Source organism: Kitasatospora sp. NPDC040550, assembly GCF_055594965.1.
The window spans coordinates 371,344-386,922 of sequence record NZ_JBVIWC010000002.1 but is presented as its reverse complement, the minus strand read 5'-3'; the positions used below and the strand labels follow the sequence as shown (position 1 = coordinate 386,922).

14 protein-coding genes are annotated in these 15,579 nt (G+C 74.5%); 8 read left to right on the top strand and 6 right to left on the bottom strand.

Features of this window, described 5'->3' with window-relative positions; all coding sequences use genetic code 11:
• Positions 1–77: 77 nt before the first annotated feature.
• Complete coding sequence (locus ACZ58X_RS04500) at positions 78–1,247, top strand: exonuclease SbcCD subunit D (protein ID WP_470332188.1); 1,170 nt, start codon at positions 78–80, stop codon at positions 1,245–1,247.
• On the top strand, positions 1,244–4,288 hold the full coding sequence (locus ACZ58X_RS04495) for an AAA family ATPase (protein WP_470332187.1): 3,045 nt from the start codon (positions 1,244–1,246) through the stop codon (positions 4,286–4,288). The genes ACZ58X_RS04500 and ACZ58X_RS04495 overlap by 4 nt, the downstream gene beginning before the upstream one ends.
• A 103-nt stretch (positions 4,289–4,391) precedes the next feature.
• Here the strand turns inward: ACZ58X_RS04495 and ACZ58X_RS04490 are convergent, their stop codons facing one another.
• On the bottom strand, positions 4,392–4,625 hold the full coding sequence (locus tag ACZ58X_RS04490; protein WP_470332186.1) for a hypothetical protein: 234 nt from the start codon (positions 4,623–4,625) through the stop codon (positions 4,392–4,394).
• Between the two features lie 178 nt (positions 4,626–4,803).
• Between ACZ58X_RS04490 and ACZ58X_RS04485 the strand changes: the two genes are divergently transcribed.
• Positions 4,804–5,289: a DUF1990 family protein gene (locus ACZ58X_RS04485; RefSeq protein ID WP_470332336.1), complete on the top strand. Its 486-nt coding sequence runs from the start codon at positions 4,804–4,806 to the stop codon at positions 5,287–5,289.
• Positions 5,290–5,374: 85 nt separating this feature from the next.
• Here ACZ58X_RS04485 and ACZ58X_RS04480 read toward each other — a convergent pair whose 3' ends face one another.
• Together ACZ58X_RS04480 and ACZ58X_RS04475 are read right to left on the bottom strand one after the other, a co-directional pair.
• Positions 5,375–5,830, bottom strand: coding sequence for a YjbQ family protein (locus ACZ58X_RS04480; RefSeq protein WP_470332185.1), 456 nt, complete (start codon positions 5,828–5,830; stop codon positions 5,375–5,377).
• A gap of 217 nt (positions 5,831–6,047) precedes the next feature.
• Positions 6,048–6,317, bottom strand: coding sequence for a hypothetical protein (locus ACZ58X_RS04475; RefSeq protein WP_360229746.1), 270 nt, complete (start codon positions 6,315–6,317; stop codon positions 6,048–6,050).
• 830 nt (positions 6,318–7,147) lie between these two features.
• Here ACZ58X_RS04475 and ACZ58X_RS04470 point away from each other — a divergent pair.
• Complete coding sequence (locus ACZ58X_RS04470) at positions 7,148–9,370, top strand: bifunctional glycosyltransferase/CDP-glycerol:glycerophosphate glycerophosphotransferase (RefSeq protein ID WP_470332184.1); 2,223 nt, start codon at positions 7,148–7,150, stop codon at positions 9,368–9,370.
• A 113-nt stretch (positions 9,371–9,483) separates the two neighbouring features.
• Here ACZ58X_RS04470 and ACZ58X_RS04465 read toward each other — a convergent pair whose 3' ends face one another.
• Complete coding sequence (locus ACZ58X_RS04465; protein WP_375891373.1) at positions 9,484–9,696, bottom strand: EF-hand domain-containing protein; 213 nt, start codon at positions 9,694–9,696, stop codon at positions 9,484–9,486.
• Positions 9,697–9,872: 176 nt separating this feature from the next.
• Between ACZ58X_RS04465 and ACZ58X_RS04460 the strand changes: the two genes are divergently transcribed.
• Positions 9,873–10,541, top strand: coding sequence for a lysophospholipid acyltransferase family protein (locus tag ACZ58X_RS04460; protein WP_470332183.1), 669 nt, complete (start codon positions 9,873–9,875; stop codon positions 10,539–10,541).
• 105 nt (positions 10,542–10,646) lie between these two features.
• On the opposite strand, the gene ACZ58X_RS04455 is transcribed toward ACZ58X_RS04460, so the two are convergent.
• Positions 10,647–12,479: an ABC transporter ATP-binding protein gene (locus tag ACZ58X_RS04455; protein ID WP_470332182.1), complete on the bottom strand. Its 1,833-nt coding sequence runs from the start codon at positions 12,477–12,479 to the stop codon at positions 10,647–10,649.
• Between the two features lie 219 nt (positions 12,480–12,698).
• Positions 12,699–13,472, bottom strand: coding sequence for an SDR family NAD(P)-dependent oxidoreductase (locus tag ACZ58X_RS04450; protein ID WP_470332181.1), 774 nt, complete (start codon positions 13,470–13,472; stop codon positions 12,699–12,701).
• Positions 13,473–13,626: 154 nt separating this feature from the next.
• On the opposite strand from ACZ58X_RS04450, the gene ACZ58X_RS04445 reads away from it, so the two are divergent.
• The 3 genes from ACZ58X_RS04445 to ACZ58X_RS04435 all read left to right on the top strand — a co-directional run bounded on the left by ACZ58X_RS04445 (position 13,627) and on the right by ACZ58X_RS04435 (position 15,566).
• Positions 13,627–13,833 (top strand): hypothetical protein, encoded by a 207-nt coding sequence (locus tag ACZ58X_RS04445; protein ID WP_470332180.1) that lies wholly within the window; start codon positions 13,627–13,629, stop codon positions 13,831–13,833.
• Between the two features lie 69 nt (positions 13,834–13,902).
• Positions 13,903–14,637, top strand: coding sequence for a hypothetical protein (locus tag ACZ58X_RS04440; RefSeq protein WP_470332179.1), 735 nt, complete (start codon positions 13,903–13,905; stop codon positions 14,635–14,637).
• Positions 14,634–15,566 carry a DUF6895 family protein gene (locus ACZ58X_RS04435; RefSeq protein WP_470332178.1) on the top strand — a complete coding sequence of 311 codons (933 nt, stop codon included), beginning with the start codon at positions 14,634–14,636 and terminating at the stop codon, positions 15,564–15,566. The genes ACZ58X_RS04440 and ACZ58X_RS04435 overlap by 4 nt, the downstream gene beginning before the upstream one ends.
• The last annotated feature ends 13 nt before the right edge of the window (positions 15,567–15,579 follow it).

Here is a 15,579-nt window from a genome sequence, read left to right as displayed (position 1 = left end):
TGGCCGCGTGACCCGTGCTGACTCGGTGCCGACTCGGAGGACATGGAAGTGGCAAACGTGCAGGTAGGAGCGCCGTAGTGAGACTGCTGCACACCTCCGACTGGCATCTCGGGCGCTCGTTCCACCGGGAGAGCCTGCACGACGCCCAGCGCGCCTTCCTGGACCACCTCGTGGACGTGGTCCGGTCCGAGGGCGTGGACGCCGTACTGGTCGCCGGGGACGTGTACGACCGGGCGCTGCCGAGCCTGGACGCGGTCGCGCTGTTCGACGACGTGCTGCACCGGCTGGCGGAGCTCCAGGTGCCGACGGTCTTCATCAGCGGCAACCACGACTCGGCCCGCCGCCTCGGGGTCGGCGCCGGCCTGATCGGGCGCGCCGGGATCCACCTGCGGACGGATCCGGGCGGGTGCGCCGAGCCCGTCCTGCTGGCGGACGCGCACGGCCCGGTGGCGGTGTACGGGCTGCCCTACCTGGAGCCGACCCTGGTCCGCGAGCGGTTCGGGCTGGCCAAGGGCGGGCACGCGGCGGTGCTCGGTGCGGCGATGGAGCAGGTCCGGGCCGACCTGGCGGCCCGCCCGGAGGGGACGCGGGCGGTGGTGCTCGCGCACGCCTTCGTCACCGGCGGAGCACCGAGCGACAGCGAGCGGGACATCGCTGTCGGCGGGGTCGCCGCCGTCCCCGCCTCGGTCTTCGACGGGGTGCACTACGCCGCGCTCGGCCACCTCCACGGCTGCCAGACCCTCGCCCCGCACCTGCGCTACAGCGGCTCCCCGCTCGCCTACTCCTTCTCCGAGGCCCGCCAGCGCAAGACCATGTGGCTGGTCGACCTCGCGGCCGACGGCGCGGTGACGGCCGAGCGGGTCGACTGCCCGCAGCCGCGCCCGCTCGCCACCCTGCGCGGCACCCTCACCGAGTTGCTCACCGACGAGAAGTACGCGGAGGACGAGCAGTCCTGGGTGCAGGCCACGCTCACCGACGCCGCCCGCCCGAGCGAGCCGATGGAGCAGCTGCGCCGCCGCTTCCCGCACACCCTCCAGCTGCTGTTCGACCCCGAGGACGGAGGCACCGAGCCGCCGCGGTCGTACGCCTCCCGGGTCAGCGGCCGGGAGGACCTGGAGATCGCCGAGGGCTTCCTGCGGCACGTCCGCCCCGGGGCCGAGCCGGAGCCGGACGAGCTCGGCTGGCTGCGCGAGGGCTTCGAGCACGTCCGCACGGACGCCGACCGGAAGGCGGATCTGCCCCGATGAGGCTGCACCGGCTCACCGTCACCGCCTTCGGCCCGTTCGCGGGCAGCGAGACGGTGGACTTCGACGCGCTCGCCGCCGGCGGACTGTTCCTGCTGCGCGGGGCGACGGGCGCGGGCAAGAGCAGCGTGCTGGACGCGGTCTGCTTCGCCCTGTACGGCGAGACGCCGAACGCCCGCCGGGCCAACCGGCTGCGCAGCGACCACGCCGACCCCAGACGGCTGACCCAGGTCGAGCTGGAGCTGACGCTGGGCGGGCGCCGGCTGCAGATCACCCGGCTGCCCGAGCAGCGCCGGCCGAAGAAGGTCGGCACCGGCACCACCGTCGAGCGCCCGCAGACCCTGCTGCGCGAGTGGGCCGCCGACGCGGGCGAGGGCTCCCCCGGCTGGCGGCCGGTCAGCAAGTCGCACCAGGAGGCCGGGGAGGAGATCCACCGGCTGATCGGCATGAGCCGGGAACAGTTCTGCCAGGTGGTGCTGCTGCCGCAGGGCGACTTCGCCCGCTTCCTCAAGGGGGACTCCGAGGAGCGCGGCAAGCTGCTGCGCCGCCTCTTCGACACCGAGCGCTACGGGCACGTCGAGTCCTGGCTGGCCGACCGGCGCCGCGCCCAGGAGACGGCCGTCCAGGCCGGACGCCGACGCCTGCGGGACCTCGCCAGCAAGGCCGAGCAGGCCGCCGGGCCCGGGGCCGAACCCGCCGGGGCGTGGGTACCGGCCGAGGACGGCGACGCCGACCTCGCCCCCGGACTGCTCGGCTGGGCCGCGATCCTGCGCAGCGGCGCGGCCGAGCAGCTCGCCGTCGCCGAGGCCGCGCTCGCGGGCGCCGAGGCCGCGCACCGGGCCGCCCAGCACGGGCGCGAAGCCGCCGAGGAGCTCGCCGCCCGCCAGCGCCGGTACCGGGAGGCACTGGCCGAGGCCGACCGGCTGGCCGCCTTCGAACCGGCCGCGGCGCGGGACCGGCAGCGGCTCGCGGCCGCCCAGGAGGCGGTCGGCGTGGAGTCCGCGCTGCGCCTGCGGGAGAGCGCGGCCGAGGCGCTCGGCCGGGCCCGGGAGACGGAGCAGCGGCGCCGGGAGGCGCTGGCCCGTACCGGGATCGCGGAGCACGTCCCGGCCGGGGCGGGGGCCGGCGCCGCCGAGCTGGCCGAGGCGGAGCTGCGGCTGCGCGCCGAGGTGGTCCGGCTGGAGACGGCCCGGGTGGAGGAGCGGCGCTGCGCCGAACTCGCCCGCGAGCAGCTCGCCCTGGCCGGGGAGCGGCGCGGCGCCGAGGAGCGGGCCGAGGAGGCCGAGGACTGGCTGGCCGAGTTCGACGGCGAGCTGGGCCGCCTGGAGGAGCAGCAGGAACGGGCCCGGACGGCGAGCGCCCGGGTCGAGCAACTGGACGGGCAGCGCGCCGAGTTGACCACCCGCCTGGCCGCGGCCCGGGAGCGGGACGGCCTGCGGGTCGAGATCGCGGCGGCCGGGCCGAGGGTCGCCGAGCTGCGCACGGCCGCGCTGGACGCCCGCGAGTTGGGCCTGGACCTGCGCGACCGCCGACTGGCCGGCATGGCCGCCGAGCTGGCCGAGCAGCTCCGCTCGGGCGAGGCCTGCCGGGTCTGCGGCTCGGCCGAGCACCCGGCGCCCGCCGAGGCCGCCGCCGGCGGCCGGGTGAGCGCCGAGGACGAGGAGCGGGCCGCTCGGGCACAGGCCGCCGCCGAACGGGCCTGGAGCGAGGCCGACCAGGCGCTGACCGCGCTGCGGGTGCGCGAGGCGACGGCCACCGGCACGGCCGGCCCCGAGGCCGCGGACGGGCTCGCCCGGTCGCTGGCCGAGCTGGAGCAGGAGCACCGCGCCGCGCTGCACGAGGCGGAGGCGCTCGGCCGGGTCGGCCGGGAGATCGCCCGGCTGTCGCAGGACCGCACCCGTCGGCTGGACGAACTGAACGAGGCCAAGGAGCGCACCGCCGTCCTCACCGACCGGCTGCGGGCCCTCGCGGACGAGCAGCGGGCGCTGACCGCCAGGGTGTCGGCCGCGCGCGGTGCGGCCGCCTCGGTCGCCGACCGGGCCGCGACGCTGGGCCGGCTCGCCGAGGCGGTCGCCGCGGTGGCCGGGTCCGCGCGGGCGGCGGCGGAGGCGCGGGAGCGGCTCGACGGGGCCGAGGAGGAGCTCGGCAAGGCCGCCGCGGCGGCGGGGTTCCCGGACGCCGGGGCCGCGCTCGCCGTCCTGCTGCCCCGGGAGGAGCGGGACCGGTTGGAGGCCCGGCTGGAACGGCACCGCGCGGAGTCCGCCGCCGTCCGGCACGAGTTGGCGCTGCCCGAACTGGCCGAGGCCGCCGCCCGTCCGGCGGTCGACCTGCCCGCCGCCGCGGCCGCGCTGACCGCCGCCACCGACCGCCTCGGCCGGGCGCACGCCGCCCGGTCGGCCGCCCGGGAGCGCTGCGCGGCACTCGCCGGGATCGGGCACCGGCTGAACGAGCTGGTCGCCGAGCTGGCCCCGGCCCTGGAGCGCTACGGGCGGATCAACCGGCTGGCCGCGCTGGCCGCCGGCACCTCCACCGAGAACCGGCTGCGGATGCGGCTGGAGTCGTACGTGCTCGCGGCCCGGCTGGAGCAGGTCGCGGCGGCGGCCAGCGACCGGCTGGTCCGGATGTCCGGCGGCCGCTACACCCTGGTCCACAGCGACGACCGCGGCACCGGCAACAAGCGCTCCGGACTGGCCCTGCGCGTCGTCGACGCCTGGACGGGCACCGAGCGGGACACCGCCACCCTCTCCGGCGGCGAGAGCTTCTTCGCCTCGCTCTCCCTCGCCCTCGGCCTGGCCGACGTGGTCACCGACGAGGCCGGCGGGATGCCGCTGGACACCCTCTTCATCGACGAGGGCTTCGGCACCTTGGACGAACAGTCCCTGGAGGAGGTGATGGACGTGCTCGACGGCCTGCGCGAGCGGGACCGCGCCGTCGGCATCGTCAGCCACGTCGCCGACCTGCGCAGCCGCATCCCGGCCCAGCTCCTGGTCCGCAAGGGCCGCCACGGCTCCACCCTCGCCCTGGCCGGACGGGAGGACGCCTGACACCCGCCCCCGCTCGGCTCATCCGGCTCATCCGGCCCATCCGGCCGAGCCGACCCGCTGAGCCGGAACGGCACACTCAGCCCGAGCAGCCCGCTCAGCCCGCTCAGCCCGAGCAGGCGATCCGCTGGGCCTGCTGCCAGGCGCAGGTCGGGCACAGGGTGCTGCCCGGCTGATCGGCGGGCAGCAGCGTCGGCTCACCGCACAGCACGCAGTCGGCCCGCGGCCCCTCCGCCCCCGGGTCCTCCCGCAGCGCCGCCTCCGTCGCCCCCACCGGCACCGGCCCACAGACCGCCGCGTCCCCGCCCGCCACGGCGCCGTCCGTCCTGGTCTCACTCATGCCGCCTTCCTACTCCCCGCCCCCACCCCGCCGCAAGGCGGGCCCGCGGCCTGGGGCTAGCGTGACCGGCATGGTTGGCACGGGTGGCACGGGTGGAACAGTCGGCACGGTCGGCGGGGCCGGGGATCTCCGGCGGCGGCTGCGGGATGCCCGGGCGAGTGGGCCGACGTACGCCGAGGTGGGGGCGACCCGGGGTGGGCGGTTGCCGGAGGGGTACGCGCACCTGCGCCGGCGGGTGCACCTCGGGCGGGGGCCGGAGGTGCTGGAACGGGCCGGGCGGTACGTGCTCGGGTGGGGCAGCCAGTTGGGGACCGGGTTCGCGGTGTACCCGGGCGGGCCGGTCCGGGACGGGGCCACCGTGCTGCTGCGGCTGAGCCCGCCGGGCAGCCGGTGGCCGAGGCTGGTGATCCCCTGCCGGGTGGTGTGGACGGTGGCCGAGCCGGACCGGATCGGGTTCGCGTACGGGACGCTGCCGGGGCATCCGGAGTGCGGGGAGGAGTCGTTCCTGGTGTCGATGGACGCCGACGGCGAGGTGTGGTTCGAGGTGGCCGCGTTCTCCCGCCTGTCCGCCTGGTACGCCCGGCTGGGCCGGCCGGTCGCGCTGCTCTGCCAGTACCTGGCGATCGAGCGCTACCTCGCGGCCGTGGCCGGCCACGTCGCGTAGCTCAGCTCGTGACTCAACCCGCACCTCAGCTCGTGGCTCAACCCATATCTCAGCTCGTGCCTCAACCCGTACCTCAGCTCGTGGCTCAGCCGAGGAAGGACAGCCGGACGGTGCGGCGCGGGTTGTCGCCGTTGGTGTCGATCAGCACCACGGACTGCCAGACGCCGAGGGCCAGTTGGCCGCCGAGCACCGGGAGGGTGGCGTGCGGGGCGACCAGGCCGGGCACCACGTGGTCCCGTCCGTGGCCGGGGCTGCCGTGCCGGTGGCGCCAGCGGTCGTCCGCCGGGAGCAGGTCGCGCAGGGTGGCGAGGAAGTCGTCGTCGCTGCCCGAGCCGGTCTCCAGGACGGCGATCCCGGCGGTGGCGTGCGGGACGAAGACGTTGAGCAGCCCGTCCCGCCCGGGGGCCCGCTCGTCGAGGAACGCGGCGCAGCGGTCGGTGATGTCCAGCGCGACCTCACGGTTGCCGGTGGTGATCTCCAGGGTGGTGGTCTGGAAGGACCCGGTCGCCCCGGTTGACGTGGAGTGGTTGTTGTCCGCCATGGCGCCATCCTGACCCAGGCCGACCGGTCGGGCGTACTGCCTCGCCGTCTGCCCACGCCGGGGCGGCCGCCTCGCGTAGGGTGAAAGGTTCAGACCAATGGGGCGGCCCGTTCCCGCCCCCGCCCCCCGGATACGCCGACGACCCGACGGGCCGGTGGTCCGCCGGGTCGTTCGTGAGCAGGCCACGGACCGAGGCCCGGTGCCCTGCCCGAGGGTCTCAGCCGCGCCCGCCGAAGAGGCTGCGGCGCAGCCGGCGCAGCGGCGCCAGCAGCGAGACCCTGGTGTGGCGACGGCGGGCCGCCGCCGGGGTGTCGGCGCCGCGCGGCGTCAGCTCCCTTATCAACCCGAGCGCCTCGGCGGTGTCCACCGCCGGGAGCGCGGGCGCGCCGAGCACGGCCAGGTGTCGCTCGATCCGGCGGCCGGTCGCGCCGACACCGCACTGGATCGCCGGCACACGGGGCCGAGTCCGCACTTGCATGTGTTCCATCAGTTTTCCCACCCCTACGAGGCGCCAGGGCCGTGAGGCGAAGACTATCCGTGAGGGACGGCCTTCGCGCAACCGTCCTCGGTGTTGTGCCACCGTACCGTGCGGCGTCAACTGACGATGCACCAGGGGCAGCTCGGGCGGTCACGACTAGGCATCAATGATGGTGCACGACCCGCCATCCGTCACCAGGGCCAGGAGGCGCGGCCCCGGCGCCCGTCCGCGCGCCGTGCGCCGGGCGCGGGCGGGCGTGAGCGGGCGTCCGGCAGTCGACCGGCGGGCGACCGGCGGGCATTCCTGCGGTGTCGACGAATCGCTCCCATATAGGGGACAGTCGCAAGGTCGACAAAACGATCACCGGCGGGTGGTCGACCCCGGGCGAGCAGATTCATGAAGTGAACACATACGAGGGATTGACTCGCGTCGATCCTCCAAGCAATATCTGAGGCAACGCACCGGTGCCCGCACCGCACGCGGGTGCGTGTTCGAGTCGTGAAGCGACTCGATCGAACTCCGGCTCCTGGCGGGCCACTGCCCGGTCACCTCGACGCTGCGGTGACCAGGCCCGCACGGTGCCCGGACCGGCGGTCGGCCGTAGAGGGTCGGCCCGGCCGCCACCAGACTGCCGGTGCCACCCCGTTCCGGGGCCAGGCACCGGCGGTCCCGGACCGGTGAGCACCCCCCGTCCGGCGCCCGTCCCTCCCCCGGCTCCACCCGAGTCCCGCCCCCGGGCCGCCCCGTGACGGCCCCCGATCCACCCCGTGGCCGCCCCCGTCCCGTCCGGCCGGACGTCCCCGCAGGTCGCACCGTGTGGATCGGTAGACTCGGCCAGCGTGTCCCTCCTCCTCAGCATCGTGCTCCCGGTCCACGGCGTGGAGCGGTACCTGCCGCGCTGCCTCGACTCGATCCTCGGCGAGACCCCCGCCGCCGAGACCCGCTTCGAGGTCATCGCGGTCGACGACCTCTCCCCCGACGGCTCCGGCGCGATCCTGGACGCCTACGCCGCCCGCGACCCCCGGCTGCGCGTGATGCACCTCACCGAGAACCAGGGCCTCGGCGGCGCCCGGGCCGCCGCCCTGCCGCAGGTGCGCGGCGAGTACGTCTGGTTCGTGGACAGCGACGACTGGCTGCCCGAGCGGACGGTCGGCGTGATCCTGGACGAGCTGGCGCAGGAGCGCCGCCGCGAGGCGCCCGCCGACGTGCTGCTCACCGACTTCACCCACGTCTACCCGGACGGCGGGAGCGAGCCCAACCCCTGGCGGCACGTGCTGGTCGGCTCCCCGCTGGTCGAGGGCTGCACGGTGGCCGAGCACCCGGCGCTGTTCCAGACCGTGATGTCGGTGTGGAACAAGGTGTTCCGCCGCGCGTTCCTGGAGGGCCTCGGGGTCTCCTTCGGCCGCGGCTACTACGAGGACATCTCGGTCACCTACCCCGCACTGCTGGCCGCCGGGCGGCTGCGCTACCTCGACCGCCCCTGCTACAACTACCGGCGCGGCCGGGACGGCGCGATCACCGCCACCGCCTCCCCCAAGCACGCCGACGTGTTCGCCCAGTACGACGCCATCTTCGCCTTCCTCGACCGGTGCGAGCGCCCGGACGGCCCCGGCCGGCCCGTCCCGCCGTCGCTGCGCACCCTGGTCTTCGACCGGACCGTCCGCCAGGCGCTGAACGTCTACGACACCCCCGGGCTGGTCCCGGTCGAGCGGCGCCGGGACTACTTCCACCGGGTCGCCGTGCACTTCGAGCGCCACCGCCCGGCCGACTACCGCTTCCCCGGCGGGGTGCGCGGCGTGCAGTACCGGCTGGCCTCGCGCGGCGCCCGGATCGCGTACGCCGAGCTGCGCCGCACCGGCCGGCTGCCGCGCGAACTCAAGCGCGGGGCACGGGCGGTGGCCCCGGCGGTGAAGAAGGGCGTGCGCAGCGGCGCCCGGTTCACGGCGTACAACGCGTTCCGCCGCCTACCGCTGGACGAGCACCTGGCGGTCTACGCCGCGTACTGGCACCGGGGTTACGCGTGCAACCCGGCGGCGATCTACGAGAAGGCGAAGGAACTCGCCCCGCAGATCCGCGGCGTGTGGGTGGTGGAGAACCGCCGGCAGGCCGACGCGATGCCGCCCGGCGTCCCGTACGTGATCGTCAACACCCCGGCGTACCTCAAGGCGATGGCGACCGCGAAGTACTTCGTGAACAACGTCAACTTCCCGCGCACGATGGCGAAGCGCCCGGGTACGGTGCACGTCCAGACCCAGCACGGCACCCCGCTCAAGGCGATGGGGATGGACCTGCGGGGCCGCCCCGAGGCCGTCGCCGAGGGGATGGACTTCGACCGGCTCCAGGAGGCCGTCGACCGCTGGGACTTCCTGGTCTCCTCCAACCCGCACACCAGCGAGCACTTCGCCCGGGCCTTCCCGGGCCGCTACGAGATGCTGGACACCGGCTACCCGCGCAACGACCGGCTGGCCGGCACCACCCCGGCCGAGGTCCGGGCCATGCGCGAGCGGCTGGGGCTGCGGCCCGGCACCACGTCGGTGCTGTACGCGCCGACCCACCGCGGCGGCAAGGGCGGCTACCTGCCGCTGCTGGACGTGGCCGAACTGGCCCGGCTGCTGGGCCCGCGGTTCACGCTGCTGGTGCGCACCCACTACTTCCACGCCGACGGCCCGGGCGACCTGACGGCCGGTGAGGACGCGGCGGAGATCGTGGACGTGTCGGCGCACCCGGTGGTCGAGGACCTCTACCTGGCGGCCGACGCGCTGGTGACGGACTACTCGTCGATGATGTTCGACTACGCGGTGCTGGACCGGCCGGTGGTCGTCTTCGCCCCGGACTGGGAGGAGTACCAGCGCGAACGCGGCGTGTACTTCGACCTGTTCGCGCAGCCGCCGGGCGCGGTCACGGTCGACGTGGCGGGGCTGGCGCGGGCGCTGCGCGCGGGCGATCCGGAGCCGGGGGCGCGGAAGCGGTTCCGGGAGAGGTTCTGCGTCTGGGACGACGGCGGGGCGGCGGAGCGGGTGGTGCGCCGGGTGTTCCCGGTGGCGCCGACAGACGGGCCGTAGGCAGACGGGCTGTAGGCGGACGGCGTGTAGACAGACGGGCCGGAGGACGAACGACGGGGCCTGTGGACGGGGCCGGTGCCGCCGGTACGGCGACCGGCCCCGTCCGCGCGGGCTCAGCGCTGGCGGGCGGCCAGGAACTCCTCGAAGTCCAGGTAGCCCTGGTGACGGGTGTCCATCGCGTGGATCAGCGCCTCGGCCATCGAGATGGTGACGCTGTGGTCGCCCATCTCGTTGGCGGCCAGCGCGTACTCGGCCGGGGTGATCTTGCCGTCGCCGTTCTTGTCGAAACGGTCGAACATCTCCTTGATGGCCGCGACGCTCTCCATCGTTCCTCCTGGGTACTGCAAAGTCTTGCTCGGTTCGGACGGCCGTACCCTACCCGGCCGTGGTGTTCGCCACGGTCGGCGGGAGTGGACGGGCGCCCGGGTGGGTGTCGTAGTCTGCGGGTCTGATTGCTGGCCCGGACTCCTCCGGGGCGGTCGTTCGTCCAGGGAGGGAACCCGTGCTCGACCTCGCCACCAGGCTGGTGCTGAAACCCGTTTCACGGGGGATCTGGCGCCCGGCCATCGAGGGCATCGAGAACGTGCCGCGCAAGGGCGGGGTGATCCTGGCCAGCAACCACCTGTCGTTCATCGACAGCGTGGTGATCCCGCTCACCGCCCCGCGCCGGGTCCACTTCCTCGCCAAGGCCGAGTACTTCACCGGCACCGGGCTCAAGGGCCGCCTCTCCAAGGGCTTCTTCGAGTCGATCGGCGCGGTTCCGGTCGAGCGCGGCACCTACCGCTCCGCCCAGGCCTCGCTGGAGTCGGCGTTGGAGATCCTGGAGGACGGCAAGGCCTTCGGCATCTACCCGGAGGGCACGCGGTCGTTGGACGGCCGGCTCTACCGGGGCAAGACGGGCGTGGCCTGGCTCGCGCTGACCGCGGGCGTCCCGGTCGTCCCGGTGGCCCTGGAGGGCCCGGAGCAGATCCTGCCGGTGGGCAAGCGGCTGCCGCGGATCAAGAAGGTGACCGTCCGCTTCGGCGAACCGCTGCACTTCGACGAACTGCACGGGCAGGCCCGTTCGTTGAAGGCCCGCCGCCAGGTGACCGACGAGGTGATGGCGGCGATCCAGCGGCTCTCCGGCCAGGAGGTCGTGGAGAGCTACAACGAGGTGCCGAAGGCGGCCTGAGCGCCGCGCCGAGTGCCGAACGCCGAACGCGCCGAGTGCCGAGCGCCGTAGCTGCTCCGCGCCACCGGCGATCCGCCCGGCCGGCGGTCCGCGCGGCCGGTACGGCTACGCGTGACCGAGGGCGGCGTCCGTCAGGGACGCCGCCTCCGGCGTCTCCCGGCGCAGCAGCGCCGCGTACCGTCCGTCCCGTTCCACCAGCTCCTCGTGGGTACCGAGTTCGACCACCCGGCCGCGGTCCAGGACGGCGATCTGGTCGGCGGAGCGGACGGTGGAGAGCCGGTGCGCGATGGTGATGGTGGTCCGGCCGGCGGCCAGGGTGTCCACGGCCTGCTGGACGGCGTGTTCGGTGCGGTTGTCGAGCGCGCTGGTGGCCTCGTCGAGGATGAGCACGGGCGGGTTGCGCAGGATGGTGCGGGCGAGCGCGAGGCGTTGCTTCTCGCCGCCGGAGAAGCGGTAGCCGCGTTCGCCGACCAGGGTGTCGTAGCCGTCCGGGAGGGCGGAGATGGTGTCGTGGATCTGCGCGGCCCGGGCGGCCTCGACCAGTTCGGCGTCGCTGGCGCCGGGCTTGGCGAAGCGCAGGTTCTCGGCGACCGAGGCGTGGAAGAGGTAGGTCTCCTGGGAGACCACGCCGACCGCGCGGGCCAGGGTGTCGAAGGACAGCTCGCGCACGTCCACGCCGTCCAGGGTGACCCGGCCGCCGGTGGCGTCGTACAGCCGCGGCACCAGGTAGCTGAGGGTGGTCTTGCCCGAGCCGGTCTCGCCGACGACGGCCAGCGACGTCCCGGCCGGGACCTTGAGCTCGACGCCGTCCAGGGTGGGGCGCTCCTGCTCGGGGTCGTACCGGAAGTCGACGGCCTCGAAGCGGACCTCGCCGCGGATGTCGGCCAGGGTGACCGGGTGCGGTGGTTCGGCGATCTCCACCGGCAGGTCGAGGTACTCGAAGATGCGCTGGAAGAGCGCGAGCGAGGTCTGCACGTCCACGCCGGTGGAGAGCAGGCTGACGGTCGGGCGGAACAGGCCCTGCTGGAGGGTGACGAAGGCGACCAGGGTGCCGACCGAGACGATCGGTGCACCGGCGGCGGAGGTCAGTCCGGCCGCCCAGTAGATCAGCGCGGGCATCGCGGCCATCACGATCATGATGGTGTTCATCCGCCAGCGCCCGGCCATGCTGGAGCGCACCTCCAGGTCGGCGAGCTGGTCGGACTGCTCGGTGAACTCCCGGGCCAGCGAGTCGGAACGGCCCATGGTGCGGCCGAGCAGGATGCCGCTGACCGACAGTGACTCCTGGACCGCCGAGCTCATCGCCGCCAGCTGCTTCTGCCGCTCGGTGGTGATCTTCTTGCGCTCCTGGCCGACCCGGCGGCTGATCCAGACGAACAGCGGGAGCAGGACCAGCGAGACGACGGTCAGCCGCCAGTCGAGGGCGACCATGGCGACGATCGAGGCGACCACGGCGGTGAGGTTGGAGACCAGGCTGGTCGCGGTGGAGGTCACCGTGGACTGCATGCCGCCGATGTCGTTGGCGATCCGGGACTGCACCTCGCCGGTGCGGGTGCGGGTGAAGAAGGCCAGCGACTGCCGTTGCAGATGGCCGTAGACGGAGGTGCGCAGGTCGTGCATGACGCGCTGGCCGACGGTGGTGGAGATCAGCGTCTGCAGCACGTTGAAGACGCTGTTCACCACGGCGGTGAGGATCATCCCCAGCGCGAGCAGGCTGAGCAGCCCGGTGCGGCCCTGCGGGATGGCGGTGTCGAGCACGGCCTTGAGCAGGAACGGCGACACGACGGACACCACGGCGGAGGCGGCGACCAGCAGCCCCACCGTGGTGAGCCGGCCCCGGTACGGGCGGAAGAGCGCGAGGATGCGGCGCCACTGGGCCGGCGGGCGGGGGTCGCCCTCGGCGCGTTCGGGCGGGGTCCAGTTGATGGCGGGCCTCACGTACGGGCCTCCCTGGGTCGGGCGCGCCGGGGTGCGGGCGCGGACGGGGGTGCGGCGGCCGGATGGACACCAGCATAGCGAGAGTAGCTCATAGTTAGGCAAGCTAATAGTGAGGGTGGCTCTATTCCCTCCCGCCGGAGCCGGCTCCGTCCGGCCGCCCCAATCCGTCCCGCCGTCCCGCCGTCCCGCCGTCCCGCCGTCCCGGTCCGCGCGCCCGTCTCAGTTCGTGCGGTACGTGCGCGCCGCCTTCGAGGACAAGCCGCCGAGCTTGCCGGACGGCAGCACCCGGGCGACCGCCACGGCCAGCTTGTAGCGCTTGCCCGGCACGGACACCGAGCGACCGCGGGCGAGGTCACGCATCGCCTCGTCCACCACCCGCTCGGCCGAGAGCCAGGACCAGGAGGGAATGTTGCCGGTCCCCATGCCCGCCCGCTGGTGGAACTCGGTCCGGGTGAAGCCCGGGCAGAGCGCCATCATCCGCACGCCCGTCCCACCGAGGTCGCGCAGCACGCCCTGGGTGAAGCTGACCACCCAGGCCTTGCTCGCCCCGTACGTGCCGCGCGGCAGGAAGGCCGCCACCGAGGCGACGTTCACGATCGCGCCCCGGCCGCGCTCGCGCATCCCCGGCAGGGCGGCCGTGGTCAGCCGAAGGATCGCCTCGATGTGCACCTTGAGCATGTCCAGCTCGTCCTGGAGCGGGACGGTCCCGAAGGCGCCCTTGTTGCCGAAGCCGGCGTTGTTGATCAGGAGGTCCACCGGGCGGGAGGCGTCCGCGAGCCGGGCCTCGACGGAGGCGATGCCCTCGTCGGTGGCCAGGTCGGCGGTCAGCACCTCCGTCTCCGCGCCGTACTTGAGCTGCAGGTTCGCGCTCGCCCGCTCCAGGCGCTCGGTGTCGCGGGCCACCAGGACGAGGCGGTAGCCGCTACGGGCGAGCCGGCGCGCGAACGCGGCTCCGATGCCGGCGGTCGCGCCGGTGATCAAGGCTGTGGTCATGCCCAGACCGTACCGACTCACCGAAGCCGCGCCCACACCCAGGGCAACGTCCCAGCTCAGCGAGGTGCGGATGCAGGCACCGGATCGTGCTCGTAGTGTCGAACAGGGGCATCGCCCGACCGGGTGATGAAAACCAGACGAGGAGGCGCATCTGATGCTTACTCAGTTCAGGACCGAAACCACTTCGGCGTCACGCAGCGCGACGCTCGCCGAGGCCGAAACACTCGCGAGCCTGATGGTGGAGGACGAGGCCGTCGTGTCCGACGCGCCCACGTACTCGCCCGAGGCCGTCGGTGGTGGGCTCCTGGCCCTGGGGCTGCTGCTGTCGCCGAAGCCGCCGAAGGAGAAGCCGTTCCGGTAACCGGTCGATCCGATCGCTGGGCCGGGCCGCACGCGGACCGGCCCGGCTCCCCACGAGGAGGCAGGACGGATGCCGTTCGCCGACACTTCACTGCGCGACGAGTACGCCGCCGCCGTCGAGCGGGTGGCCGGCCGGACGCTCGACGCCCTCCGGGAGGGTGGCGCGCCGACCGCGCTCGCGGACCCGGACACCACCGCGCCGCGGCCGTTGCTCGCCGCGGTACGGGTGGTCGGCGCCGACCTCTTCGCCCCACAACTGCTCAGCGGCGGCGAACCCGACGGTGCCACCGCCGCGATGCTGGCCGAGGCGCGGCGGGTCCTGCCCGCGCCCACGGCCCCGTCCGAGGACGCCGCCCTGGTGATCGGGTGGCAGGACTGGGCGGTCGCCCGGATCCTCGGCCGCACCCCGTACGGCGAGGCCGTCACGCGGCCGGCTCCGCCGCCCGGCCCCGACGCCGTCGGCTGGCAGACCTGGTCGGTGCGCACGGCCCAGCTGTCCCGCCTCGCACTGCCCGGCCTCGACGGACCGGTGCACGAAGCGGTCCGTTCGAACCTGCCGGCGCTCGCCCGTGGCACCGCCCGCTCCCTGCTGCGCAGCGACCTCCCCACCGCCGCCCGTCTCACCCGCTGGCTCGCCTGGGCCGCGGCCGAGGGCCGACGCCCGGGCCTGGAACTGGAGCCCGCGCTGGACCGGATCCGGCTGGCCGGTGACGGCAGCGCCCGCACCGGACTGGAGCTGGCCATCGCCCACCGGCTGCTCTCCCGCTCCCGCCCGCCGACCACCGACGGAGGGCAGCCGTCATGACCGACACCCAAGTGCTCACCACCGCCCAGCACCTCGGCACCCGCGCCCTGGCCTGGCTGCGCGCCGCCCACCGGGACGGCCTCGGCCGGCTCCAGGACAGCACCCTGATCGACATGACCGACGCCGACAACGCCTACAAACCGCTCGGCGAACTAGCGCTCGCCTCCTCGCTGGTCCTGCGGGACGGCGTCGCCGGCCCCCGCGACGGCCGCGCGGCACGTGAACTGCTCGACCAGTCCTGGGAGCAACTGCACGAGGGCGACCTGCTGTACGAGCGGCAGCTGCGAAACCCCACCATGACCGACCCGCTGGAGACCTACGCCCACTTCGCCCGGGCCGGGTACCGCCACCGGGCGCTGGAGGAACTGTTCGACTCCCTCAGCCGGCTACGAGCGGTGCACGCCGAGGAGATCCGCGCCAGTCGACGGCTGGGCGTCGCCAACGCCCGACGGGTGGTGGGGCTCGCCCACCGGCCCGACTGGGCCGCGCTCGCCGCGGGCACCTGGCTCGGCGCCCTGCCCGAACCGTGGGCCGTCAACTGGATGACCGGCTACGACATCACCCACACCGTCTTCCACCTCACCGACTGGGGCGCCCGACCGGACGACCTCCCGGAGCCGATGCGCGACTACGTGCGCGCCTGGCTGCCGGTCTGGCTCGACAGCTGGCTGGAGGTCGGGCAGTGGGATCTCGCCGGCGAACTGCTGGCGGTCGACGCGTGCATCGGCGAACCCGCCACCGGGCGGCAGGGTTGGGAGGCACTGGCCGCCGTCCAGCACGAGGACGGGCTGACCCCCCGCGACACCGACCCGGTGGACGAGGACCGTGAGCGGGCCTTCCACGACCACCAGCACACGGCCGTCGTGGCAGTGGTGGCCGCCGACCTCACGCTCGCCCGGGCCCTCGGTGCCACTGCGGCCGTCACGTGAAGGAACCGGCCGC